The 23,644-nt window shown below is 46.2% G+C and carries 22 protein-coding genes; all 22 read right to left on the reverse strand.

The annotated features are described in order from the left end of the window. Window positions 1-73: 73 nt before the first annotated feature. A complete protein-coding gene (locus AAC978_RS02340) occupies window positions 74-2,215 on the reverse strand; it encodes a polyribonucleotide nucleotidyltransferase (RefSeq protein ID WP_341546367.1) in 2,142 nt (713 codons plus the stop codon). A 175-nt stretch (window positions 2,216-2,390) separates the two neighbouring features. Continuing rightward, complete coding sequence (gene rpsO, locus AAC978_RS02345; protein WP_341546368.1) at window positions 2,391-2,657, reverse strand: 30S ribosomal protein S15; 267 nt, start codon at window positions 2,655-2,657, stop codon at window positions 2,391-2,393. A 162-nt stretch (window positions 2,658-2,819) separates the two neighbouring features. After that, window positions 2,820-3,776 carry a bifunctional riboflavin kinase/FAD synthetase gene (locus AAC978_RS02350; protein ID WP_341546369.1) on the reverse strand — a complete coding sequence of 319 codons (957 nt, stop codon included), beginning with the start codon at window positions 3,774-3,776 and terminating at the stop codon, window positions 2,820-2,822. A 72-nt stretch (window positions 3,777-3,848) separates the two neighbouring features. Beyond that, window positions 3,849-4,733: a tRNA pseudouridine(55) synthase TruB gene (gene truB, locus AAC978_RS02355; protein WP_341546370.1), complete on the reverse strand. Its 885-nt coding sequence runs from the start codon at window positions 4,731-4,733 to the stop codon at window positions 3,849-3,851. Then, on the reverse strand, window positions 4,717-5,697 hold the full coding sequence (locus AAC978_RS02360; protein WP_341546371.1) for a DHH family phosphoesterase: 981 nt from the start codon (window positions 5,695-5,697) through the stop codon (window positions 4,717-4,719). The genes truB and AAC978_RS02360 overlap by 17 nt, the downstream gene beginning before the upstream one ends. Continuing rightward, a complete protein-coding gene (gene rbfA / locus AAC978_RS02365; protein WP_341546372.1) occupies window positions 5,687-6,064 on the reverse strand; it encodes a 30S ribosome-binding factor RbfA in 378 nt (125 codons plus the stop codon). The genes AAC978_RS02360 and rbfA overlap by 11 nt, the downstream gene beginning before the upstream one ends. Window positions 6,065-6,087: 23 nt before the next feature. After that, on the reverse strand, window positions 6,088-9,126 hold the full coding sequence (infB, locus tag AAC978_RS02370; RefSeq protein ID WP_341546373.1) for a translation initiation factor IF-2: 3,039 nt from the start codon (window positions 9,124-9,126) through the stop codon (window positions 6,088-6,090). A 43-nt stretch (window positions 9,127-9,169) separates the two neighbouring features. Next, window positions 9,170-9,466 (reverse strand): L7Ae/L30e/S12e/Gadd45 family ribosomal protein, encoded by a 297-nt coding sequence (locus AAC978_RS02375; RefSeq protein WP_341546374.1) that lies wholly within the window; start codon window positions 9,464-9,466, stop codon window positions 9,170-9,172. Next, window positions 9,463-9,729 carry an RNase P modulator RnpM gene (gene rnpM, locus AAC978_RS02380; protein WP_341546375.1) on the reverse strand — a complete coding sequence of 89 codons (267 nt, stop codon included), beginning with the start codon at window positions 9,727-9,729 and terminating at the stop codon, window positions 9,463-9,465. Before rnpM ends, AAC978_RS02375 begins: the two co-directional genes overlap by 4 nt. A 9-nt stretch (window positions 9,730-9,738) precedes the next feature. Beyond that, on the reverse strand, window positions 9,739-11,226 hold the full coding sequence (gene nusA / locus AAC978_RS02385; RefSeq protein WP_341546376.1) for a transcription termination factor NusA: 1,488 nt from the start codon (window positions 11,224-11,226) through the stop codon (window positions 9,739-9,741). A 63-nt stretch (window positions 11,227-11,289) separates the two neighbouring features. Next, window positions 11,290-11,748: a ribosome maturation factor RimP gene (rimP, locus tag AAC978_RS02390; protein ID WP_341546377.1), complete on the reverse strand. Its 459-nt coding sequence runs from the start codon at window positions 11,746-11,748 to the stop codon at window positions 11,290-11,292. A 207-nt stretch (window positions 11,749-11,955) separates the two neighbouring features. After that, window positions 11,956-12,813, reverse strand: coding sequence for a TIGR03915 family putative DNA repair protein (locus AAC978_RS02395; RefSeq protein WP_341546378.1), 858 nt, complete (start codon window positions 12,811-12,813; stop codon window positions 11,956-11,958). Continuing rightward, on the reverse strand, window positions 12,792-14,099 hold the full coding sequence (locus AAC978_RS02400) for a putative DNA modification/repair radical SAM protein (protein ID WP_341546379.1): 1,308 nt from the start codon (window positions 14,097-14,099) through the stop codon (window positions 12,792-12,794). Before AAC978_RS02400 ends, AAC978_RS02395 begins: the two co-directional genes overlap by 22 nt. Before the next feature lie 339 nt (window positions 14,100-14,438). Beyond that, window positions 14,439-16,166, reverse strand: a complete 1,728-nt coding sequence (locus tag AAC978_RS02405; RefSeq protein ID WP_341546380.1) for a proline--tRNA ligase — start codon at window positions 16,164-16,166, stop codon at window positions 14,439-14,441. Next, window positions 16,166-17,251 (reverse strand): flavodoxin-dependent (E)-4-hydroxy-3-methylbut-2-enyl-diphosphate synthase, encoded by a 1,086-nt coding sequence (gene ispG / locus AAC978_RS02410; RefSeq protein ID WP_341546381.1) that lies wholly within the window; start codon window positions 17,249-17,251, stop codon window positions 16,166-16,168. Before ispG ends, AAC978_RS02405 begins: the two co-directional genes overlap by 1 nt. Window positions 17,252-17,263: 12 nt before the next feature. After that, on the reverse strand, window positions 17,264-18,328 hold the full coding sequence (gene rseP / locus AAC978_RS02415) for an RIP metalloprotease RseP (RefSeq protein WP_341546382.1): 1,065 nt from the start codon (window positions 18,326-18,328) through the stop codon (window positions 17,264-17,266). 47 nt (window positions 18,329-18,375) lie between these two features. Then, window positions 18,376-19,518 carry a 1-deoxy-D-xylulose-5-phosphate reductoisomerase gene (locus AAC978_RS02420; RefSeq protein ID WP_341546383.1) on the reverse strand — a complete coding sequence of 381 codons (1,143 nt, stop codon included), beginning with the start codon at window positions 19,516-19,518 and terminating at the stop codon, window positions 18,376-18,378. A 58-nt stretch (window positions 19,519-19,576) separates the two neighbouring features. After that, window positions 19,577-20,674 (reverse strand): sporulation integral membrane protein YtvI, encoded by a 1,098-nt coding sequence (gene ytvI / locus AAC978_RS02425; RefSeq protein ID WP_341546384.1) that lies wholly within the window; start codon window positions 20,672-20,674, stop codon window positions 19,577-19,579. A 4-nt stretch (window positions 20,675-20,678) separates the two neighbouring features. Further along, a complete protein-coding gene (locus tag AAC978_RS02430) occupies window positions 20,679-21,461 on the reverse strand; it encodes a phosphatidate cytidylyltransferase (protein WP_341546385.1) in 783 nt (260 codons plus the stop codon). A gap of 10 nt (window positions 21,462-21,471) precedes the next feature. Beyond that, window positions 21,472-22,242: an isoprenyl transferase gene (locus AAC978_RS02435; RefSeq protein ID WP_341546386.1), complete on the reverse strand. Its 771-nt coding sequence runs from the start codon at window positions 22,240-22,242 to the stop codon at window positions 21,472-21,474. A 79-nt stretch (window positions 22,243-22,321) separates the two neighbouring features. Next, window positions 22,322-22,879, reverse strand: coding sequence for a ribosome recycling factor (frr, locus tag AAC978_RS02440; protein ID WP_341546387.1), 558 nt, complete (start codon window positions 22,877-22,879; stop codon window positions 22,322-22,324). Further along, window positions 22,879-23,601, reverse strand: a complete 723-nt coding sequence (pyrH, locus tag AAC978_RS02445) for a UMP kinase (RefSeq protein ID WP_341546388.1) — start codon at window positions 23,599-23,601, stop codon at window positions 22,879-22,881. Before pyrH ends, frr begins: the two co-directional genes overlap by 1 nt. Window positions 23,602-23,644 lie beyond the last annotated feature (43 nt).

The raw sequence follows: 23,644 nt of genomic DNA on the forward strand, positions 1-23,644 counted from the left end.
CCCCTTCCTTTAAGGTTATGCGAGGGGAGACGAATGCAGAATATTTCCGAAGGACTTCTTTAACTATTCCTTCTTATGTGGGGGCATTCCCATTAGGTTTGGGTAGTGCTTCTTTGCGTGATAGATTCAAGCGACCCTGTTTATCAATACCTGTAGCCTTTACGAGGATTTCGTCTCCTTCTTTAACGACATCTTCTACCTTCTCAACGCGGTTATGGGCTAGTTGAGAAATATGAACGAGTCCTTCCTTACCGTTAAGGCCCAGTACCCCAGGGATGACCTCTACGAAAGCTCCAAAGTCCATAACGCGAGTTACGCGACCATTATAGATTCGCCCAACTTCCACTTCTTGCGTAAGGGCTTGGATGATCTTAAGGGCTTTCTCACCGGCTTCGCCATCAACTGCCGAAATAAAGACACGGCCATCATCTTCGATATCAATCTTAACACCGGTTTCGTCAATGATTTTCTTGATGGTTTTGCCTCCAGGTCCAATAACCTCACGAATCTTATCAGGATGAATCGATGAGGAGATGATTCTGGGTGCATAAGGAGAAAGTTCGGCACGAGGGTTTTCGATTACGGATAACATTTTATCCAAGATAAAGAGTCGACCCGCTTTTGCTTGAGTAAGAGCTCTCTCCAAAATCTCGCGGGATACACCTTTGATTTTTATATCCATTTGTAAGGCTGTGACACCTTGACTGGTTCCCGCTACCTTAAAGTCCATATCTCCATCATGGTCTTCCATGCCTTGGATATCAGACAGAATTGCGATATGATTCTCTTCATTAATCAAGCCCATGGCAATACCTGCTACTGGGGCCTTAATCGGAACTCCTGCATCCATCAGAGACAAGGTGCTTCCGCAGACCGAAGCCATGGAACTGGAGCCATTCGACTCCAGAACCTCCGATACTAAACGAATGGTATAAGGAAATTCGTTCTCATCGGGAATCACCGGTACGAGAGCACGTTCTGCTAAGGCACCGTGGCCAATTTCCCGACGGCCGGGTCCACGCATGGGGCGAGTTTCGCCAACGCTATAGGGAGGGAAATTATAATGATGCATATAACGTTTCGATTCTTCTAGGCCCAATCCGTCTAAGATTTGTTCATCACCCACAGCTCCTAAAGTAGCTACCGTGAGTACTTGGGTTTGCCCCCGTGTAAACAGACCAGTGCCATGGGTTCTCGGCAAGATACCAACATCTACACTGATAGGGCGAATCTCATCTAAAGCCCGCCCATCAGGCCGAATATGTTCAACGGTAATTAAGCGGCGGACAATTTTATGTACAAAGTCTTCTAATATCTTATTGATAGTTTTCGTATCCTCTGGAAATTGCTCGGCAAAGTGTTCTAAGGCCTCTTCCTTAACTTGTCGAATGGCTTCCTCTCTTGCTTTCTTTTCTTCCGTACGAACTGCCTGATCCATTTTATCATAAGCGAATTCTCTGACGGCTATGACAATGTCTTCCGGAAGCTGTGGGGCTACAACCTCTTGCTTGGGCTTAGCCAAATTCTTTTCGAGTGCTTCCCGGCGATAATCCTCTAAAAACTCAGCGATGCGCTGGATTTCTCGATGGCCAAACATAATGGCTTCCAGCATAAGAGCTTCGGATACCTCTTGAGCTCCAGCTTCGACCATCATGACTGCATCTTTGGTTCCTGCAACAGTGAGGTGCATCACACTCTTTTCGGATTGCTCTACTGTGGGGTTAATAATCAATTCTTCCCCGATCAGTCCCACCGTCACGGCAGCTACCGGCCCCTCAAAGGGAACATTTGAAATCGTTAATGCTGCTGAAGCCGCATTAATTCCCGTAATATCCGATGCACAGTCTTGGTCTACAGACATTACTTGAGCCACAACCTGAACATCATTGCGGTAACCTTCAGGGAAAAGAGGGCGAATCGGACGGTCGATGAGGCGTGCGGAAAGAATAGCCTTTTCACTGGGACGTCCTTCGCGTTTAATAAATCCTCCGGGAATCTTCCCGGCAGCATAGAGTCTTTCCTCAAACTCAACGGTCAAAGGAAAAAAATCAATCCCTTCTCTTGGTTGAGAACTTCCGGTCGCAAATGCTGAAACAACTGTATCTCCATACCGACAGAAAATAGCGCCACCTGCTTGTTTGCCGATTTTCCCTGTTTGAAAGGTCATGGTTCGGCCTCCGACCTGAATCGAACGTTCAAATACTTCCTGTTGCACTGTGGAACCTCCTTAATTCACTCATACTCTTTTTCATTCTTAACTTGAACCATCTTCGACATTTTCTTATTATTTCCTGCATTTTGATTAAAAAAACTAGTGTTATATATATAAAAAAGAGAAGCAGAAAACTGCCTCTCTCTTCTCTCCATTTTTCGGGTTAAATTCACCGGGATTAACGGCGTAAGCCAAGGTCAGAAATAATTTGACGATAGCGATTGAAATCTGTGTCCTTAAGATAGTTAAGCAGGGCACGACGTTTTCCGATCATCTTAAAGAGACCACGACGGGAATGATGGTCCTTTTTATGAGTCTTGAAGTGCTCTGTTAAATACGCAATACGTTCGGAAAGTAACGCAATTTGGACTTCCGGTGAACCAGTATCACCTTCGTGTTGTTGGAACTTCGCAATAAGTTCTTGTTTCTTTTCTGGTGTCATCATGAGTAATCTACCTCCAATAATTTAATCGCCTGCTGCCCAGGGTTGCGACGGAGAACGCGATCCCGAGCGAGCGGTTCACATGTTCTCATGTATTTTACAAGAAAAATTGTAATTTGTAAAGTTGTAGCGAAAATAAACCTAAGAAACTCTTTAGCTGCGACCTTAAGTGGCACTAAGAGACTGATGATGCTCGCTTGTAATGCCGTGTAGCGTTCTTTTTACGTTTTGGGCGTCCCGCTCGAGCTGCACCTTTAATTCTTCAATGCCGGAAAATTTCCGCTCGTCGCGAATCTTCTCTTCACAGAACAAGGCAAGCTCCAGACCATAAAGATCTCCGCAGAAATCAAAAAAATGAACTTCTACCGTAAGGGCATAATCCTCATGAAAAGTAGGCTTCATTCCAATATTCATCATGCCTTGTACAATCCGCCCCTCTATCTCAGCCCAAACTGCATAGACCCCGCGTTTGGGTATCAGCAAATCATCAAACACCTTTAGATTTGCCGTGGGATAGCCTAATTGGCGACCGCGTTTTTCGCCTTCCACCACAATTCCACATAGGCTATGAGCCCTTCCTAAGAGCTTCTTTGCTGCTGACATATCTCCACTTAGTAAGGCCTTACGGATAGCTGTAGACGAAATTACTTTGCCGTTAAGAGTCTGGGGTTGCAGCACACTGACCTCAAACCCGTATTCTTGACCATAACGCTGCAAATCCTCGGGTGTTCCCTTCCCAAAGGCTCCAAATGAGTAGTTAAAACCCACGACAAGATGAACTACATTGAGCTTGACGAGGATATCCTTGACAAACCCCTCAGGAGAGGTTTCTGCCATCTCCCTTGTGAAAGGCATTAGATACACTCGGTCCACACCTATTTCTGAAAATAAGCGTAATTGTTCCTTTTGCGTCGTCAAAAAACCCATGACACGCTCCGGAAATAGCAACTTCAAGGGGTGAGGTTCAAAAAGTAAAACCGCAAGCTCCACCCCTTTTTGAGTCGCTTGATATAAACCGCTTTGTAGTAAGCGTTGATGTCCTAAATGCACTCCATCAAAATTCCCCAAGGCCAGCACACACTGGTTTTCAAGGCTTGATGGAAATTCTCGTATGATTTGCATATATCCCAACCTAACTTTACCTTAGTCGATACATTATTTATAGAGGATGATCAAAAAGATGCATCGAATCCATCAAAAAACTTTGTGGGGACATAGTTGCTGCTCTCTCCAAATACCTATCCCCAAAAAGTTCCCTTCACTAAACACCTGGACTTCCATCCCCTCAACACCTTGGGTCTTTTCCTCAACTTGATTCTTCGCTGTAGAAAGTCCATTGCGGAAAGCTGCAGCTCGTTGGGGAGGTAAACTCACACGTGGTAATTCCAAAACCTTCGGCAAAGGAATTAAAAAAGAATAATCTTCTCTTTCCATACACTCTTGGATTGCCTCCAGGGATATGCTGTCTTCAATCTGAAAGGGTCCCGAGCGGAGTCGGACAAGGCCTGACATATGGGCTCCACACCCAAGAGCTATTCCTATATCATGACAAAGTGTTCGTATATATGTCCCTTTCGAACAATCCACCTCAAAAACAGCTTTGGGAAACTCTTCCGTCGTCCATTCCTTAAGATCAATCCGACTGATGCAAATTTCTCGAGATTTTCTCTCTACTTCTACCCCTTGACGAGCCAATTCATAAAGACGTTTCCCCTGATGCTTGACTGCGGAGAACATAGGAGGAATCTGTTGAATCGAACCACTAAAGGCCGGGATGATACTTCGAAAATCCATTTCGCTAACTTGGGCCGGTTTTATACTTAATATTTCACCTGAAGCATCCTGGGTATCCGTTGTGATCCCAAAGGTTATCTCACAACGGTAGGACTTTCCTTGATTCGTAAGATATTCAGCCAAACGAGTTGCTTTCCCCACGCAGATAGGCAATACACCCATTACATCGGGGTCAAGGGTACCCGTGTGCCCAATCCTACGGGTGCTTAGTATTCTCCGTAAGCGAACGACGACATCGGAGGATGTCATACCCACCGGTTTAAGAACATTAGCAACTCCGTCCAAGGGCCAGTTCCTCCTCAACCTTCTGCACAAGTAGCTTCTGAGCCTCCTCTAAAGGCATATCAAGGGTACATCCAGCAGCCCGCTTATGCCCTCCGCCACCAAAGTGACTGGCAATCTTATTCACATCAAACCATCGATTTGAGCGGAGGCTCACCCGAATAACAGAGGAATTGACTTCCTTCATTAGTGCGGCTACTTCAACCCCTTCAAGGGTCCGTGCATGATCGATAAGGCCTTCGCCCAAGCTTTCCTCCGCACCAATTTCTTCAAAATCAAACTTGTGCAAAGTCATCATGGCAAACTGTCCTTGCGCCAAAATTTGTAACTGATTCAGACCACGACGAAGCAGTTCTAGTTTCGCCTGAGGAGTTCTGTCAAACACATGATGGTGGATATCCGCAAAATTAATTCCTGAATCCATCAATTCTCCGGCGATCTGATGAGTCTTCGATGTGGTATTTGAATACTTAAACGATCCGGTATCCGTCAGAATCGCGGTATACAGATTTGTTGCAATATCTTGGGTTAGATTTACGTCAAGCAAGCGTATCAATGCATAAACAATTTCACCGGTAGCACTAGCCTGGCTATCAATCCAATTGATATGGCCAAAATTCTGATTAGAAATATGATGATCTAAGTTCAGAATTAGGGAGTCTGCCGGAAAAACTTCATTTTCTAGTTTAACTCGCTGTAAGTCCGTACAATCCACAAAAAGCAAGATTTCGGGAAAAGGAGCAGGCAGCTCCGTTTGAATCTTTTCCACCCCTGGTAAAAAACTCAGGTTCCGAGGAATCGGGTCGGAGTTGTACATATAAACTTCTTTTCCTAAAGCTTCTAACGCTAAGCCCAGTCCCAGCATCGAACCGATGCAATCTCCATCAGGGGATACATGGGAGAAAAGCGCCACTTTTGACGCTTTTCTTAACTCCTCAGCCATTTGATAAGCTATTCTATTCGTCATTGGATTCGCCCTCATTAGCGGGTTCCTCGTGCTTAACCCCTCGGAGTAGTTGTGCAATATGAGCTCCATGCTCAATGGAGGTATCATATTTGAACACAATTTCCGGTGCGTAGCGCAACCGGACCCTTTTGCCAATCTCACTGCGGACAAAGCCCGCCGCACTCTTCAAGGCATCCATAGAGTCTTTGGCTGCATGAGAATCACCCAAAACGCTAACATAGACTTTAGCACTGCCAAGATCATCGGCAACGTCGACACTAGTTACAGTGACAAAGCCGATTCGAGGGTCCTTAAGATCTTCCCGAATTAACTGAGATATTTCATGTTTCAAGGTCTCTGCGAGTCTACTCGAACGATGTTTAGCCATGTGATCTCCCTCCATAGGAGTGATTATAGTTGTCGTTTAACTTCTTCCATGATAAAGGCTTCGATTATATCTCCCTCTTTTATGTCATTGAAGTTTGCAACCCCAATACCACATTCATAACCTTCCACAACTTCTTTAGCATCATCTTTAAAGCGTCTTAGAGATTCCAATTCGCCTTCATGAATAACGATACTATCGCGAATCACACGAATCTTAGAGTGTCGTGTAATCTTCCCGTTGAGGACATAGGATCCTGCCACTGCTCCCACTTTAGGCACCTTGAAGACTTGGCGAACTTCCGCCCTGCCTTGGACTACCTCTTTGAAGTCGGGGTCCAGCATTCCTGTCATGGCAGCCTTAACGTCTTCAATAGCATCATAGATGACGCGATAAAGGCGCATATCAACTCCTTGCAGTTCTGCTGTAGCTTTCGTATTGGCATCGGGACGGACATTAAACCCAATAATAATGGCATTAGAAGCCGCAGCCAGCATAATATCGGTTTCAGTAATGGCTCCTACTCCGCCATGGATCGGGTTAACGCGCACTTCACTGGTCGACAACCGAAGAAGGGATTGCTTCAAGGCTTCAATTGAACCCTGAACGTCAGCTTTAATGATGACATTCAATTCTTTGACTTCTCCCTCTTTGATTCGATCAAAGAGGTCTTCCAAGCTTACCTTGGAAATCTGCCGTACTTCCTCAGCTTTACGCTCATTGGCGCGTGCTTCAGCAATCTGGCGAGCATGTTTTTCGTCTTCCACAACATGAAAGACTTGACCGGCAATGGGAACTTCGTTAAGTCCTTGAACCTCCACCGGTGTCGATGGTCCAGCCTTCTTCACACGGCGTCCCTTGTCATCCACCATCGCTCGAATTCGACCGAAGGTAGCGCCTGCCAGAATGATATCCCCAACATTCAATGTCCCTTTAGAAACGAGCATAGTGGCAACAGGTCCCTTACCTTTATCGAGCTCCGCTTCAATCACTGTTCCTGTAGCGATTCGATTAGGGTTTGCCTTGAGCTCTTTGACTTCAGCTACAAGAAGGATCATTTCTAAGAGCTGTTCAATATTCATGCGAGCCTTTGCCGAAACTGGAACAGTAATGGTGTCGCCGCCCCATTCTTCGACCACTAGCCCATGCTCCGTCATTTCTTGCTTCACTCGGTCCGGATTAGCGTCTTCCTTATCCATCTTATTGATTGCTACAATAATCGGAACATCAGCTGCTTTAGCATGATTGATGGCCTCGATGGTTTGAGGCATAACCCCATCATCCGCTGCTACAACTAGGACAGCGATATCGGTTACTTGAGCCCCACGTGCGCGCATAGCTGTGAAAGCTTCGTGTCCTGGGGTGTCAAGGAAGGTAATCTTTTGTCCTTTGATCTCAACCTGATAAGCACCAATATGCTGAGTAATTCCACCCGCCTCGGACGCTGTGACGTTGGCTGCGCGAATGGCATCGAGAAGTGAAGTCTTACCATGGTCTACATGCCCCATAACTGTAACGACAGGCGGACGAGGGCGCAAATCTTCCTCATTATCCACAATCTCTTCAATTACCGAGATTGGCTTCTCTACCTTTACTTCAACTGTTACTCCCATTTCTCCGGCGATAATAGTTGCTGTTTCTGAATCGATCTCTTGATTGATGGTTACCATAACTCCCAAGTCCATTAGCTTCTTAATGACTTCCCCAGATTTACGGCTCATTCTCGAGGCCAACTCTTGAACTGTAATACTCTCCGGAATGACGATATGCTTAGGAGCCGTATCGCGAACTTCTCGTGGTGCCTGTTTCATATGACGTTTATTATTTCGCGGTGAACGCATTTCCTTTTCCATCTCTTTTTTGCGTTCAAAACTACGATCTTGTGGCTTCTTTTTATCGCCAATTTGACGTTTCGGCGGTTGTTCTACGGCTGGTGCGCTGGGGGTTGCGGGTGGTCTTTGAGGTGGTCTTTGAGGTGGTCTTTGTCCCTGAGGTCTGCCATCCATTCCTGGACGTTGTCCCTGGGGACGACCATCCATTCCTGCCGGACGTTGCCCTTGCGGACGGCCTTCCATTCCTGCTGGGCGCTGTCCCTGGGGACGACCCTGCATTCCTGGTGGACGTTGTCCTTGCGGACGACCTTCCATTCCTGGTGGACGTTGTCCTTGCGGACGGCCCTCCATTCCCGGTGGGCGTTGTCCTTGCGGACGACCTTCCATTCCCGGTGGGCGTTGTCCTTGCGGACGACCTTCCATTCCTGGTGGGCGTTGTCCTTGCGGACGACCTTCCATTCCCGGTGGGCGTTGTCCTTGCGGACGACCTTCCATTCCTGGTGGGCGTTGTCCTTGCGGGCGACCTTCCATTCCCGGTGGGCGTTGTCCTTGCGGACGACCTTCCATTCCTGGTGGACGTTGTCCTTGCGGACGGCCTTCCATTCCTGGTGGACGTTGTCCTTGCGGGCGACCTTCCATTCCTGGTGGACGTTGTCCTTGAGGGCGACCTTCCATTCCCGGTGGGCGTTGTCCTTGCGGACGACCTTCCATTCCTGATGGACGTTGTCCTTGCGGACGGCCTCCTGGCCCTACTGGACGTTGTCCTTGAGGGCGACCTTCCGGTCCTACCGGACGTTGTCCTTGAGGACGGCCCTCTGGTCCTACCGGACGTTGTCCTTGCGGACGGCCCTCTGGTCCTACCGGACGTTGTCCTTGCGGACGGCCCTCTGGTCCTACTGGGCGTTGTCCTTGCGGACGGCCTTCCGGCCCTACCGGACGTTGTCCCTGCGGACGGCCTTCAGTCCTTGCTACCTGTGAACCTTGAGAATTGCCACGATCTCCTTCTCCTGAACCTTGAGCCGGGCTACTCTTCTCCTGTGTTGGTGCAGATTTCCCAGAATCCGAAACTTGCTCTTTACTGTGCGGCTTTTGAGTCCGCAGCTGATTGGCATCTGCATTTTCTACGGCACTCAAATGGTTTTTTACATCTACACCTATGGTTTTCAGGCGACTCATCACTTCTTTACTGCTTAGATTTAATTCCTTGGCTAATTCATGAACACGTATACTCAAAATACCACCCCCACATATTCAGCACGTATAAACTTTCCAGGCGTCAACTCCTTATCTTTAAGATGGCCTTAGCAAAGCCATCATCCATTACCAAAACCGTAGATCTCGGGGAAAGCCCAATGGCCACTCCTAAGTCTAGTTTAGTTCCTATAATCATAACAGGCAAGCGCAGGTCTTCCGCCCATTGTTGATACTTTTTATGTGTTCCTTGAGCATCCTCTGCCAAAATAAGAAGATGTCCCTTCCTTTTTTTCAGCATAGCCTCAACCTGTGATTCACCAGAGGTGATTTTTCCCGCTCTTCTGGCCAGACCTAAGAGTGAGTAGATTCGATCTATCACGAACCGCCCAACTTCCTTTCTAATTCCTCAATCACTTGGGGAGATAGCTCAAGTTCCAGGGCTTTCTGGAAGCGTTTCCCTTTAACTGCCGCTTTGAAGCAATCTACTTGCGGGCAAATGTATGCGCCACGTCCATTCCGTTTGCCAGTGGGGTCAAGCTCTATCGTTCCTTCTGGTGTACGAACTACACGGATAAGTTCCTTCTTTGGTTTCATTTCTTGACAGCCCAAACACATTCTCTGCGGAATTTTGCGTGCCTTCATAGCATTCACCTACCTTTTTCCTTTGCTTTTTTTCTTATTCTCCTTGCGGCTGTTTTTCTCATCGACCTCAAAGTATTTCTGCATCGACCGGTCTCGTTCTGTCAGCTTTTCTTCCTTAGTACTTGCCTCAGTGTAAGTAACATCCTCACCAGAATTAGTCACTTCTGCTATTGCCGGCTCTTCATAGCCTTCATATCCTGCTTTGGGATCATAGCCCTCGTTTTCATTGTAAGGAAGACTCCCATCAACGGATTCATTAGGCTCTGTATACACAGCTTTCTCATCGTATGCTAATTCATCCTCATAGTCCTCGGAGTACTCTGGGTTTTCCACGTATTCGGCATTCTCATTATATTCATCGTAGTCATCATATTCTTCGTAATCCTCGTACTCATATTCGGCGAATTCGTCATATTCCTCGTATTCACCTAGATCTTCATTCGTCTCAGGAATAAGATTCTGAGCATAAGCTTGGGATTCGCTCTTGATATCGATCTTCCAATTGGTTAATTTTGCGGCTAAGCGGGCATTTTGCCCTTCTTTACCAATTGCTAAGGATAGTTGATAGTCAGGAACAACCACTAAGGCGACTTTTTCATTGGGTTTTGGATAAACGCCGACTACTTTAGCCGGAGAGAGGGCATTGGCTACGAATTCCTCAGGATAGGTTGAGTAATTTACAATATCGATCTTTTCGCCCTTCAATTCTGTGACGATGGTTTGAACGCGACTACCCTTAGGCCCAACACAAGCCCCTACAGGATCTACGTTAGGATCTCTAGAATATACTGCGATCTTGGAACGAGCACCAGCTTCACGGGACACTCCCTTGATCTCTACTAAGCCATCATGGATTTCTGGCACTTCTAATTCGAATAAACGCTTAATTAGGCCAGGATGAGTACGAGATAACATCACTTGCGGTCCTTTGGTGGTTTTCTTTACTTCAACCACGTAAGTTTTAATCCGCTCATAAGGTTGATACGTCTCGCCAGGTATTTGTTCTTGGGCTGTTAAGATTGCTTCTACTTTGCCTAAGTCCACGATCACATTTTTCTGGTCATAGCGTTGAACAATCCCAGTGACGATATCTCCTTCTCTGTTGATGTATTCATCATAAATCATACCACGTTCGGCTTCACGGATTCTTTGGACAACGACTTGTTTAGCTGTTTGTGCGGCAATGCGCCCAAACTCACGAGGAGTAACTTCATATTCTACAACATCATCGATCGTATAATTAGGTTCAATATTCCGGGCATCTTCTAAACTCACCTGAGTCCTTGCGTCTTCAACCTCTTCAACGACATTTTTGCGAGCAAATACCTTAAACTCACCGGTAGCTCGGTCGATATGTACTCGAACATTCTGTAATGAAGCAAAATTTTTCTTGTAGGCAGATATTAGAGCTGCTTCAATAGCTTCAAACAAAATATCCGCTGAGATCCCCCGTTCTTTCTCCAATTCATGGAGGGCCTCAATGAACTCCATATTCATTTTTTATTCTTCCCCCTTATATTAAGTTTTAAAAACATTACCCTACAAAGTCTCAGGCTATGCTTAGAATTCAAAGGTTAAATTTGCCTTCTCTACTATGGTTCTAGGAATGACTACTTTTTCCTTTTTATACTCAAGCACGATGTCATCTTCAATCAAACCTACGAGATACCCGGTAAATTCTTGATATCCTTGAAAAGGTTCCTTGGTCAGCACGTGTACCAGTTTCCCTTTAAAACGTTCAAAGTCTTCATCCTTCTTCAGTGGTCGTTCCAATCCCGGTGAAGACACCTCAAGCATATAAGCTTGGGTAATGGGATCATTTTTATCTAAAACTTCACTTACTAAATGACTTACATTCGTACAATCATCAATATCGACACCGTTTTCTTTATCGATGTAAATACGGAGATACCAATGGGCACCTTCCTTGACATATTCGATGTCAACCAGTTCAAGCCCTTGTTCGGTTATAACCGGAGTAATAATCGCCTCAACCTGTTCTATAATGGATTTTCCCATAGCCATCCTCCTATTATTTTATAACCACTATCTCTAGTGTTGCGAAGGTTACGATGAGTTATACAAAACAAAGGAAAGAGTGGGTTCAAGACCCACTCCTCTTCTGCATATAAATTTCTCTTCATTAAACTATAGCATATAGCCTTAGGATGTGCAAGCTATTTAATTATTTCTTAGCGAGCATTGCTTTGGTATAACCTAAATATTCTATTCTTGCTCGATGGCCAGTGAGCCTAACCGTCGCTTCGCTATGGTTTTCTCTCCTTGGACCCTATCTTCTTTCGCTTCTCCTGCCTTTCCTGCCTTATTTTTCTGTTCAGGATAAAACTCCGTCAGATGCTTCCAAAAGCGTTTGGGCATGAAGTTCATACGGCAACGGGGATTATTTCTGCTTTCAATGGCAATCGTCTTATAGAACTGCTGCCATAGCCGGCGGTATTCTGCTTCCTTTTCCTCCGGCTCCGGCAATTCCCAATCCTCAACATCGACGATTTCCACTCGGCCTGCTTGATGGATGAGCGCTGCTTTGTGTGTCTTGTCAAAAATCATAAAGACTTCGTTGCCAAAACGGTTGGAGAAGTGCGTCGCTAAAAGTGGCAAAACAAAATTTCGAGGTTCGATTATGGCAACTAAAGCTTCGCTGTAAACAGAAAAACGGACAAACCCTTTGAGGCGATGGCTTTCAAATGTTAAGTTCTGCACTGCTTTTTGTAAGGCGTTCACATAATCATCTGTCAGCATCCCCATGACCTTCCCGCCCACCTTGTATCCCAGCCTTAGAAAATAGAAAATCAAACGTTCCTTATGTAAAGCACAGGTAAGGAAAGCAAGCTTCACCAGTTCTTGAGCTTCCAGGGAAATCTTAATGGGGATGGAATCATAGACCCGCTGGGCCTTATGATCATCCGTCTCGATGTATTTGGTGATATCAAAAAGGCCGGGTTGGCCTTCGGGTGGGAGAATATCGAGAGGAATTTCCTTTCGCTCATAGCTTTCGAATACACAGCATAGGAGTCCCTCAAAGCTTCCATCATATTTGTAGACTAAAGTTGACCCGTCAAACACTGAACCACATCCTCTCGAGAAATGGGCGGCTCTTCAAACAAGGATAGCTGCTGGGGAGCTTGAGAAGGCAGACGGGCGATGACGCGCTCAGACATCAGGGCTTGCATCACATTATGGGGAGATAATTTAAGTCCCTCAAGGGTTTTTCCTTTGCAGAGAATAAAATACTGGGCACGCTTGAGCACAACACCCAATTTCTTTAATCCCATGAAATCTAGGGGGGATATTTTCCGCGCCCGCAAAATCCGGCGGGCACTGGTGACGCCGATGCCCGGTACGCGCAGAAGTATTTCATAAGGAGCTTGGTTGATTTCGACCGGAAACTGGTCCATATGATTAAGGGCCCAGTTGCACTTAGGATCGACCTGAAGATTAAAATTCGGATGGCCTTCATCTAATAATTCTTGTGCTTGGAAACCATAGAACCGCAAGAGCCAATCCGCCTGATAAAGACGATGCTCTCTCATCAACGGCGGTTTGGCTGAAACGGCTGGCAATAGACTGTGTTCGGCAACCGGAATGTAGGCCGAGAAAAATACCCTTTTCAGTTTATATTTATTGTATAGCCCTTCCGCTAGGGTCAAAATCTTATAGTCCGTATCAGGGGTAGCACCGACGATGAGCTGAGTACTTTGACCGGCTGGAACGAATTTCTGAGCATGGCGATATTTCACCAAATCCGTAGAATTCTCCGCAATTGTTCCTTTAATAAGACCCATCGGCCGAAGAATAGATTCCTTGCTCTTATCGGGAGCCAAAAGTCTCAAGCTTTCCTGGGAGGGAAGCTCAATATTAATGCTCACCCGGTCTGCCAAATATCCCAGCCGGGTCAGAATCTCATTATCGGTACCAGGAATTGCCTTGGCATGAATATATCCGGCAAATCGGTATTCCTCGCGCAACAGTTCTAAGGTCCGAATCAAAAGCTCAGAAGTATAGTTCGGATTTTTAATGACCGCTGAGCTTAAGAATAACCCCTCAATATAGTTGCGACGGTAAAAGTTGATCGTAAGCTCCGCAAGCTCGCGGGGTGTAAAGGCTGCTCGGGGAATATCATTGGAGCTGCGATTAATACAATATTTACAGTCATAGGCGCAGATATTGGTCAGCAAAACCTTGAGTAGGGAGATACACCGTCCATCGGCCGCAAAGCTATGGCAGATCCCAGCGGCGGCGGCACTGCCAATGCTTCCAGAGCTGCCCTTCCGCTCCACTCCGCTTGAGGTACAAGCCACATCATATTTTGCTGAATCTGCCAGTATGGTCAGTTTATCAAATATGTCCATGTCCATCCCCTCCATTAGGATAAGAATATACCAGAACATACATTCGCGCAAGAGGGATTGCTTGTTCTTGCAATGTTTATTGAAGAACAAGCAAAGTCAGGAGACTGATGAGAATCTTCATAAGTAAAGGCAAACTTCCTGGACGGATCGGTGTTGTCAAATTTTGCACCAGTGCCAAATTTGACTTATACCCATGCTTTTCCTTTAGCTTTACCGGAACAGTATCATGGCGAATTCATTGCATAATACATTTACAAATCGGTATACACAAGGAAAAAAGTAGCTCCAACATCTAAGATGTTGGAGCTACTTTTTTGGGATCAGATATTCTATAAGAACTTATATATTACTTACTGCTTCCCGAATCATCCCCTGCACGCGACTCGCCAGCTCTTCGACCTTGACGAGCTGCATTTCCCCGGTCTTGCGATCACGAAGCTCAACTTCCCCATTGGCGAGAGTTTTGCTTCCCACCGTGACCCGCAAGGGATAGCCCACAAGGTCTGCATCCTTGAATTTCACACCTGGACGCTCATCCCGATCATCTAGGACAGCCTCTACCCCAAGTTTTTGAAGCTCTTGGTATAGTTTTTCGCCTGTTTCACGAACTTGATCATCTTTCATGCTCACAGGAACTACAATCACATGATAAGGAGCGATGGGAATGGGCCAAATGATTCCGTCCTTATCATTGTTTTGCTCAATGGCTGCAGCCATGGTACGGCTGACTCCGATACCGTAGCAACCCATGACACAGGGGTGCTCAGCACCATTCTCATCAAGGAATACCGCGTTGAGGGCTTTGGAGTACTTGGTTCCCAGTTTGAAGACCTGACCGACTTCGATGCCTCGTGCTTCTTTGAGCGGGCTGCCGCATTGGGGACAGGGCTCTCCAGCTTCCACCATGCGCAGATCTAGAATCTGATCTATGCGGAAATCCTTCTCTGGCACAGCATCTACATAATGCTTGTCCTCTGCATTAGCGCCACAAACAGCCTTAACCATCAACGGTACTTCTAGATCAGCGACTACCTTTAAATCCTTGGGTGCACCTACAGGGCCTACAAAACCAGGTTCACAACCCAGTGTTTCAAGCACAGCCTCGGGGCTGGCCAGCTGCAAGTTGATAAAGGGGCCAAGGGCGTTGTTCACTTTGATTTCATTGATTTCCCGGTCGCCGCGAACGAGGACAAGGAAGAGCTTATCATCACCTTGATAAAGAAGCGATTTAACTAGATCGCTCTTTTGCACGCCCAGGAATTCTGCTACCTGCTCGATGGTCTTTGTTCCTGGTGTATCGACGCTACGGCAAGCACCGGTAGGCGCTGTACTAGCCACAGTCGTAGGCTTACATTCAGCCTTCTCCACATTAGCAGCATAATCGCAATCCGGGCAGTAGACGACGGCAGCTTCACCTGATTCAGCTAAAACCATGAATTCGTGGGTGCCGCCTGTGCCTCCGATAGCTCCCGCATCTGCCTCAACAGGACGGAAGGTTAAGCCGCAACGGGTAAAGACACGAGTATAAGCATCATACATTTTTTTATAGCTCTCAGCCAAACCCGCTTCATCCCGGTCAAACGAATAGAGATCCTTCATGATAAATTCCCGGCCACGCATTAAGCCGAAGCGAGGACGTCGCTCATCCCGGTATTTGTTTTGTATCTGATACAGAAGCAAGGGCAATTGCTTATAGGAACGGACTTCTCCCCGCACCAAATCGGTAATGATTTCTTCATGAGTTGGTCCTAGGCAAAACTCTCGATTGTGGCGGTCATTGAGGCGCATCAGCTCCTGTCCGTAAATATCCCAGCGACCGCTCTCCTTCCATAGCTCAGCAGGCTGAATAATCGGGAGTAAGACTTCTTGTCCTCCCTTGGCGTCCATTTCTTCTCTGACGATTTGCTCAATTTTACGCAATACACGTAAGCCTAAGGGCAAGTAGGTATAGATACCGGCAGCGGCTTTACGAATTAACCCTGCCCTAACCAGCATCTGATGACTAACAACTTCCGCCTCGGCAGGAACCTCCCGCAGGGTCGGATTAAGGATTTGGCTTACACGCATTAATGTTCATCCTTTCCATACTGTTTCACATAATTCTCTATTTCTTGGAGCAAAGCGGGCAACAGCTCTTCTTCAGATAAACGGGCGACAATCTCCCCTTTTTTAAAGAGTAGTCCCATCCCTTTGCCGCCGGCTATGCCAAAATCTGCTTCCCGGGCTTCTCCGGGTCCATTCACCGCACATCCCATGACCGCGACTTTCAAAGGTCGATCCAAGGGAGGCAAATTGGAAAGCTTGTCCTCCACCTTCTCAGCCAATTCTGCGAGGTTAACCTGGGTCCGACCACAGGTAGGGCAGCTGATCAGGTCCACTCCCCTATTTCTTAAGCCAAGGACTCTAAGAATCTCTAAGGCCACAGGGATTTCTTGAACCGGATCTCCCGTCAGGGAAACGCGGAGTGTATCGCCAATGCCTTCAGACAGAAGGCTGCCGATTCCTACGGCCGACTTCAATACCCCTGAGCGTACGGTTCCGGCTTCGGTGACTCCCACATGAAGGGGATAATCAACACACTCCGCCATCTTCCGATAAGCCCCCAACATTAGGGGTACATGGGAAGCCTTTAACGATACCTTGATTTTGTCGTATCCTTCTTCTTCGAGCAAGCGAATATGTCCTAAGGCGCTTTCGACCATGCCCTCAGGTGTTACACCTTGATACTTTGCTAAGATTTCTTTCTCCAGTGAGCCTGCATTAACCCCAATCCGGATGGGTATTTCTCTTTCCTTACAGGCCCGGACGACTTCCTGAACCTTCCAACGAGCACCGATATTGCCGGGGTTTAACCTTAAGCCATGGACCCCTTGTTCGATAGCCAGTAACGCCAGCTGATAATCAAAATGGATATCAGCGATCACAGGCAGTTCGCTCTGCAAGGCAATTTTTCGGAGAGCATATCCTGCATCACGATCCAGGACGGCAAGTCGTACAACCTCACACCCAGCTTTGGCTAAGGCGTGAATTTGAGCCAAGGTACTAGGAATATCTCGGGTATCCGTATTGGTCATAGATTGGACGACGACAGGAGCTCCGCCCCCGATAGTGACGTCACCAATTTTCACTGCTTTTGTCATTTTTCGATCCACATCTAGGCCTCCTTAGCCTTTGCCAGCAAAGAGTTTTAAAATATCTTGATAGGTCACGGCGAGCATTAAAGCCATTAAGAAAATGAATCCCAAGAAATGAATAAAGTTTTGACGTTCAGGATTCATGGGTTTGCCCCGTAGGCCTTCGATGAGCAGAAAGACCAGGTGACTACCATCCAGAGCCGGTATCGGGAAAAGGTTGAGCAACCCCAGCTGGATACTCAATATCCCGATAAAGCCTAGATAATTCTCCCAGCCTGACTCAGCACTTTGATCGATGGCCTGCACAATAGCTACTGGTCCTCCCAGTTCTGCTTTTGTTTCACCGGTAACCATCTGAGCTAAAGTGACAAGGACCAAGCGTGTGAAGCTGACGGTTTGCTTAAATCCGTATTGAGCCGCTTCAGGAAGGGAGGTTTTCTGATAGGTGACCTCGGGGCCAATGCCAACTAAGCCATGCCCCGACGCCGCATCTAACTCGGTTTTTATGGTTAAGGCTCTTTGCTGTCCTTCATGTTCAATCACAAGAGTTATATCTTTTTCCGGCATCTTATGTATGGCTTGGGTCAGATCAGTCCAAGTAGTGGTCTCTACCCCATTGACCGACACGACTTTATCCCCCGGTTGAATCCCCGCCGCTTGAGCCGGCATCCCTTCAATCAAGGTGCCTACAACATTTGTATCATTAGCTGTGGCAATTCCGAAAAAGGCAAAGACAATGATAAAAAGAAAAATGGCTAAAACTAAGTTCATGATCGGACCGGCAGCAATTACCGACATCCGTTGCCATACTTTTTTATTATTAAAGCTACGTGGATCATTAGTGGGAGCAATGCTTTGATTCCCATTCTCGTCGAACTCAGCGTCCATGCCGTACAGTTTTACAAAGCCACCTAAGGGAATAAGACGCAGAGAGTAGTTGGTCTCTTTTCCTTTAAAGCCGATAATCTTTGGCCCGAAGCCAAAGGCAAACTCCAGTACCTTGATGCCATTCAGGCGAGCCACAATAAAATGGCCCAACTCGTGGATAATAACCAAAAGCCCGAAGGCGAACACGACCGATAACGCACTTAGCAAACTTAACCCTCCTCCATCCTAATCATACGGCATTCAGTTTCTATGTTTTACCCGATAAGCTCTTCCGTACGCATCCGGGCCCAATGATCAGCATTAAGTATGGTTTCCAAATCCGTGGCATCTAACACATCATGCTCTGTGCTCACTCGCTCTACTAAGCGTATGATCTCAGGATAGGGTATGCGGCGAGCCAAGAAGGCATGAACCGCAACTTCATTGGCCGCATTCATGACTGCGGGCAAGGTCCCGCCACGGCGTCCACATGCATAAGCAAGCTTTAAAGCTGGAAAATCATATTCAGCCGGGTCGAAAAAGGTTAGGGTTTTTCCCTTTAGATCAAGTCGTTCTAAAGGATTCGGCCAGCGGGTGGGGTAACTCAAAGCATATTGAATAGGCAGGCGCATATCGGGTCTACCTAGTTGAGCTAAAACACTCCCATCGCAATATTGTACCATAGAATGAATCACACTTTGGGGATGGATGAGCACCTCAATCTGATCGTAGGTCATGTTAAAAAGATGGTGAGCCTCTATAACCTCCAGACCCTTATTCATCATCGTCGCTGAGTCAATAGTAATCTTTGCTCCCATGGCCCAGTTAGGGTGTTTTAAAGCTGTTTCAGGAGTTACTTCCTTTATTTTTTCGGCAGACCAACCACGAAAAGGGCCGCCGGAAGCCGTCAGAATAATCTTTTCTAGAGTGCGTTCATCTTCTTCTAAACATTGAAAAATAGCAGAATGCTCACTATCCACGGGAAGAATACGTCGTTTAAACTTCTTCGCCGTCTCCATGACCAAGTCACCGCCGGCAACTAAGGTTTCTTTATTGGCTAAGGCAATATCTTTTCCCGCCTGGAGTGCCGCTAAAGTAGGTTCTAAACCAATGCGGCCACTGATAGCGGTGACAATCGTATCTGGTGCCTCATCGGTAACCGAACTCAGAAGTCCCTCCATTCCTTGAACGACTTCAACATCTAAATCTGCTACCCTTTGTTTTAGTTCCCGAGCAGCTTTATGATCCATTAAGCCTATTACTCGGGGTTTAAACTCCCGGGCCTGGCGTTCAACTTCCTCGGCATTCCTGCCCGCTGCCAAAGCGTAGATCTCAAATTTATCTGGATTTAGACGGACAATATCCAGTGTTTGCGTTCCGATAGACCCCGTAGAGCCTAAAATTGTCAATCTCTTCACACGATCACTCCTTGGGAGTCATTCCTAATTATTAATAAATAAATCTCGATTAATGCCTTTATTTCTTAAAAAATCCAGCTTTTCTGATGGCCTCATAAATAATCACTAATCCCGGCCCTAGGATCAAGCCAAAACCACCCAATAACTTTAAGCCCACATACATGGAAATGAGGGTGGCCAAAGGATGGATGCCAATATTTTGAGACATAACTTTGGGCTCCAAGATTTGGCGGATTACCATGGCGATCAGATAGAGTACTAAGAGCTTAATACCCTCTGATACAGACCCTAAAATTAATAAACCGACAATCCAAGGTATAAAAATCATGCCCGTTCCGACAATGGGAAGCAAATCTAAGAAGGCTGAAATGAAGCCAATGGTAAAGGCATAGGGATTACCCATCCACACTAAGCCCAAGGTTAGAATAATACCTGTCACCGATATAAGAATGGTTTCGGCACGTACAAATCCCACAATCGCTGCACCCAGATCACGACTTACGGATTGGGCGCCGGGCTTCCAACGACCGGGAAACAAGCTGCTAAAAAAGCTCTTAACTCCCGGATAACTTGCACTCATAAAGAAAGTGGCCACAATGGAGATCACTAAGACGATAAAAACCCCAGGCAAAGCAGAAATGAAATTTAGCAGAAGTAGGCTGCCTGAAAGCGCCCAACCCTGCAAGTTATCCATGAGTCCCTGCGTTGTATTATTTAGCGTAATTTGGACTTGAGGGTTGAGCTGGATAAAGTTCTCAACCGTATCAAGAATATTATTAAAGATAGTGACCATATGTCCATAGCTCGGCAGTGAAACAGCTAATTCCGAAAGCTCTGTATAAAGACGAGCAACGATTAAAAAGAGAATACTGCCTATGCCCAATATGGCAATCAGCAGGGCGAATAGCGTTGCAATGGGTCTGCGAACCTTCATGCTGATCATAAATCTTAAGACCAAAGGTTCCAGCAAAAGTGCTATAAAGAAAGCAATGAAAAATGGCAAAAACGCCGATAAAAGATTGCTCATGAGTTGACTAAAGACCGGCATAAACTCCTTAAAGAAGAAGGTAACGACTTTAAGCAACACCAACACAAAAGTAATCACTGCTAGGCGGTTGATATTTTGTTTTAGCCTCTGTTCTCCCTGAAGGTCCACGCAATCACCCCACAATCAATGCCCAATAATACATGATCGGAATCACGAAGATGAGACTGTCAAAGCGGTCAAGAATTCCTCCATGTCCCGGAATAAGTTTCCCCGAATCTTTGATGCTTACACTGCGTTTCAAAGCAGATTCGAACAAATCACCAATCTGAGCACTGATACCGACGATGATACTTAATACAAAATACGCGCTCCAAGGGGCCCCACCGATGATTTTATACCCAACAATACCACTTACTATACAAAAGAAAAGTCCGCCCAGAGATCCTTCGATAGTCTTTTTGGGGCTTACTTGCGGAGCTAACAAATGTTTCCCTAGGACTCTCCCTATAAGGTATGCAAAGGTATCTGTTGCCCATACCAAAATAAACGTGAATAAAGCCCAAGCCATTCCTTCCGTCAAACCACGGATGAGATAAAGGTGAGATAATAAAACCACCGTGTAAAGAGGTGAGAAACAATTATATCCTGCTTCGCCAAGATTCACCTTCGGGTAATACAACGCCATCTTTCCCATCGCAAAAAGCAACCATGCCAACAATAAAGGCAACAACCACTGGGTCCCACCTCGAAAAATCAGCAATAGCCAGACAATAGAAAACACTCCCGTGCTAATATACCATGCTTTGAATCCCATTTTTTGCCCTATGGCTAAAGTTTCCTTAAGTGCTAAGAGGGATATACTCATCACTAGCAACGCAATATATGGCCCTCCCAAATACGTTAATCCCAACAGAATTGGGACCAAAACTAATGCGCTTAGTGTTCTAATTAGCATATGCTTCTCCTTACTGCTTGTTCAACCCGCCGAAGCGACGATCCCTTTTTTGAAAATCGATAATGGCTTCAGCCAGGCGCTCTGGATTAAAATCAGGCCACAAGCAATCTGTAACAACTATCTCGGTATAGGCAATTTGCCAGAGCAAAAAATTACTGATACGAAGTTCTCCGGAGGTACGAATAAGCAAATCCGGATCAGGCAAGTCGGAAGTAAATAAATGGTCGGCTATGATAGCCTCTGAAATCTCCTCGGGCTTGATCTGCCCTTGGACGACTTTTTCACAGAGCCGTTGTACCGCACTGGCTATTTCAGCCCGGCCACCATAATTCAAGGCTAAATTCAGGATAAGCCCCTCATTCTGCTTCGTCTTTTCCATGGAGTGCTCTAATTCCTTCTGAGCTTCTAACGGGAGCTGCTCCCGATTGCCAATCATTTGCACGCGCACCTTATTTTCATGCAGTTCATCCAGTTCACGCCGTAAATAATCGGTCAGAAGGCTCATAAGAATATTCACTTCTTCTCTGGGTCTGCTCCAATTCTCAGTGGAAAACGCATAAACAGTCAAGACTCCAACACCTAAATTAGAGCAGGCCTTTACGATATCACGCAGTGCTTCAACACCCGCTTTATGGCCTAGGGAACGGGGCAAGGCACGTTTTTGAGCCCATCTTCCATTACCGTCCATGATGATGGCGATATGTCGTGGCAACCTGTTTTTATCAATTTGCTCAACTATGTTTTTGGCAGGTTCATTTTTTTCCCAAAATCTACGCCACATTATCACACCTCCAATGGGCAGCCTGTAAAGAGGCTAAAGACCCCCTTCAGTTTCAAGGGGGTCAAAACATCTTCTGAAGTTAAACTTCCATGATTTCCTTTTCCTTGGTGTCCATGATACGATCAATTTCTTTGATGTGTTTATCCGTCATTTTTTGAACGTCATCTTGAGCCCTTTTAACCTCATCTTCAGAAGCTGCGTGGTCCTTCTCGACTTTTTTCAGACTGTCATTGCAATCACGACGAATATTACGTACGGCAACTCGAGCTTCTTCGGCTTTCTTCTTAACGGTTTTAACAATTTCCGTTCTGCGCTCAGCGGTTAATTGGGGAATGATTAAACGAATGACTGTTCCATCGCTGGATGGGTTTAAGCCTAGATCAGATTTTAGGATGGCTTTCTCAATCATGGGAAGGCTGGTCTTATCCCAGGGTTGAATGGCCAAAATACGAGGCTCCGGTACAGAAATGTTGGCTAGTTGATTTACGGGAGTCTGAGTACCATAGTACTCTACAGTGATTTTGTCTAACATATTCGGATTAGCTCGCCCTGCACGTATGGTAGCATATTCTCGCTTAAGCGCCTCACCGGCTTTTACCATCCGATCCTCGGCTTCCTTTAAAACGTCAGAAATCATTATTTGTCCCTCCCTACATATGTCCCAACGGATTCACCCATGATAGCTTTTAAAATATTACCCTGTTTATTTAAGTCAAATACAATAAGGGGAATGTTATTATCCATACACAACGAAGCTGCTGTAGAATCCATCACTCCCAAGCCTTGATTAAGAACATCTAAGAACGTGAGCTTATCGTACTTCTTGGCATCCGGGTTCTTCTCTGGATCACAATCATATACTCCATCCACACGTTTGGCCATAAGTATCGCTTCGGCTTCGATCTCAGCTGCACGTAAGGCTGCAGTGGTATCTGTTGAAAAATATGGATTACCGGTACCTGCCGCAAAAATGACAATGCGACCCTTTTCCAGGTGACGGATTGCGCGTCTGCGAATGTAGGGTTCAGCAACTTGTCTCATCTCAATCGCCGATAGAACCCGTGTAGCAACACCGGTCTTTTCCAAGGAATCTTGCAAGGCTAAAGCATTCATAACTGTGGCGAGCATCCCCATGTAGTCGGCATTTGCTCGATCCATGCCTTGCTTGCTTCCTGCTATTCCCCTCCAAATATTTCCACCACCGACCACTAAAGCCACTTCAATCCCAAGCTTTTGAATTTCAGCAACTTGTTCTGCAACGTTAACAAGCATGTCGTGGGAGATTCCATAGCCTTGATTTCCAGCCAGCGCTTCCCCACTAAGTTTCAAGATAACCCGGCGATATCGTGGTGTTTCCATTGATGAACCTCCAACTATATATTTCTACATGATAAAAAATAAT

This window comes from Desulfitobacterium sp. THU1 (genome assembly GCF_038181555.1).
Lineage (GTDB): Bacteria > Bacillota > Desulfitobacteriia > Desulfitobacteriales > Desulfitobacteriaceae > Desulfitobacterium.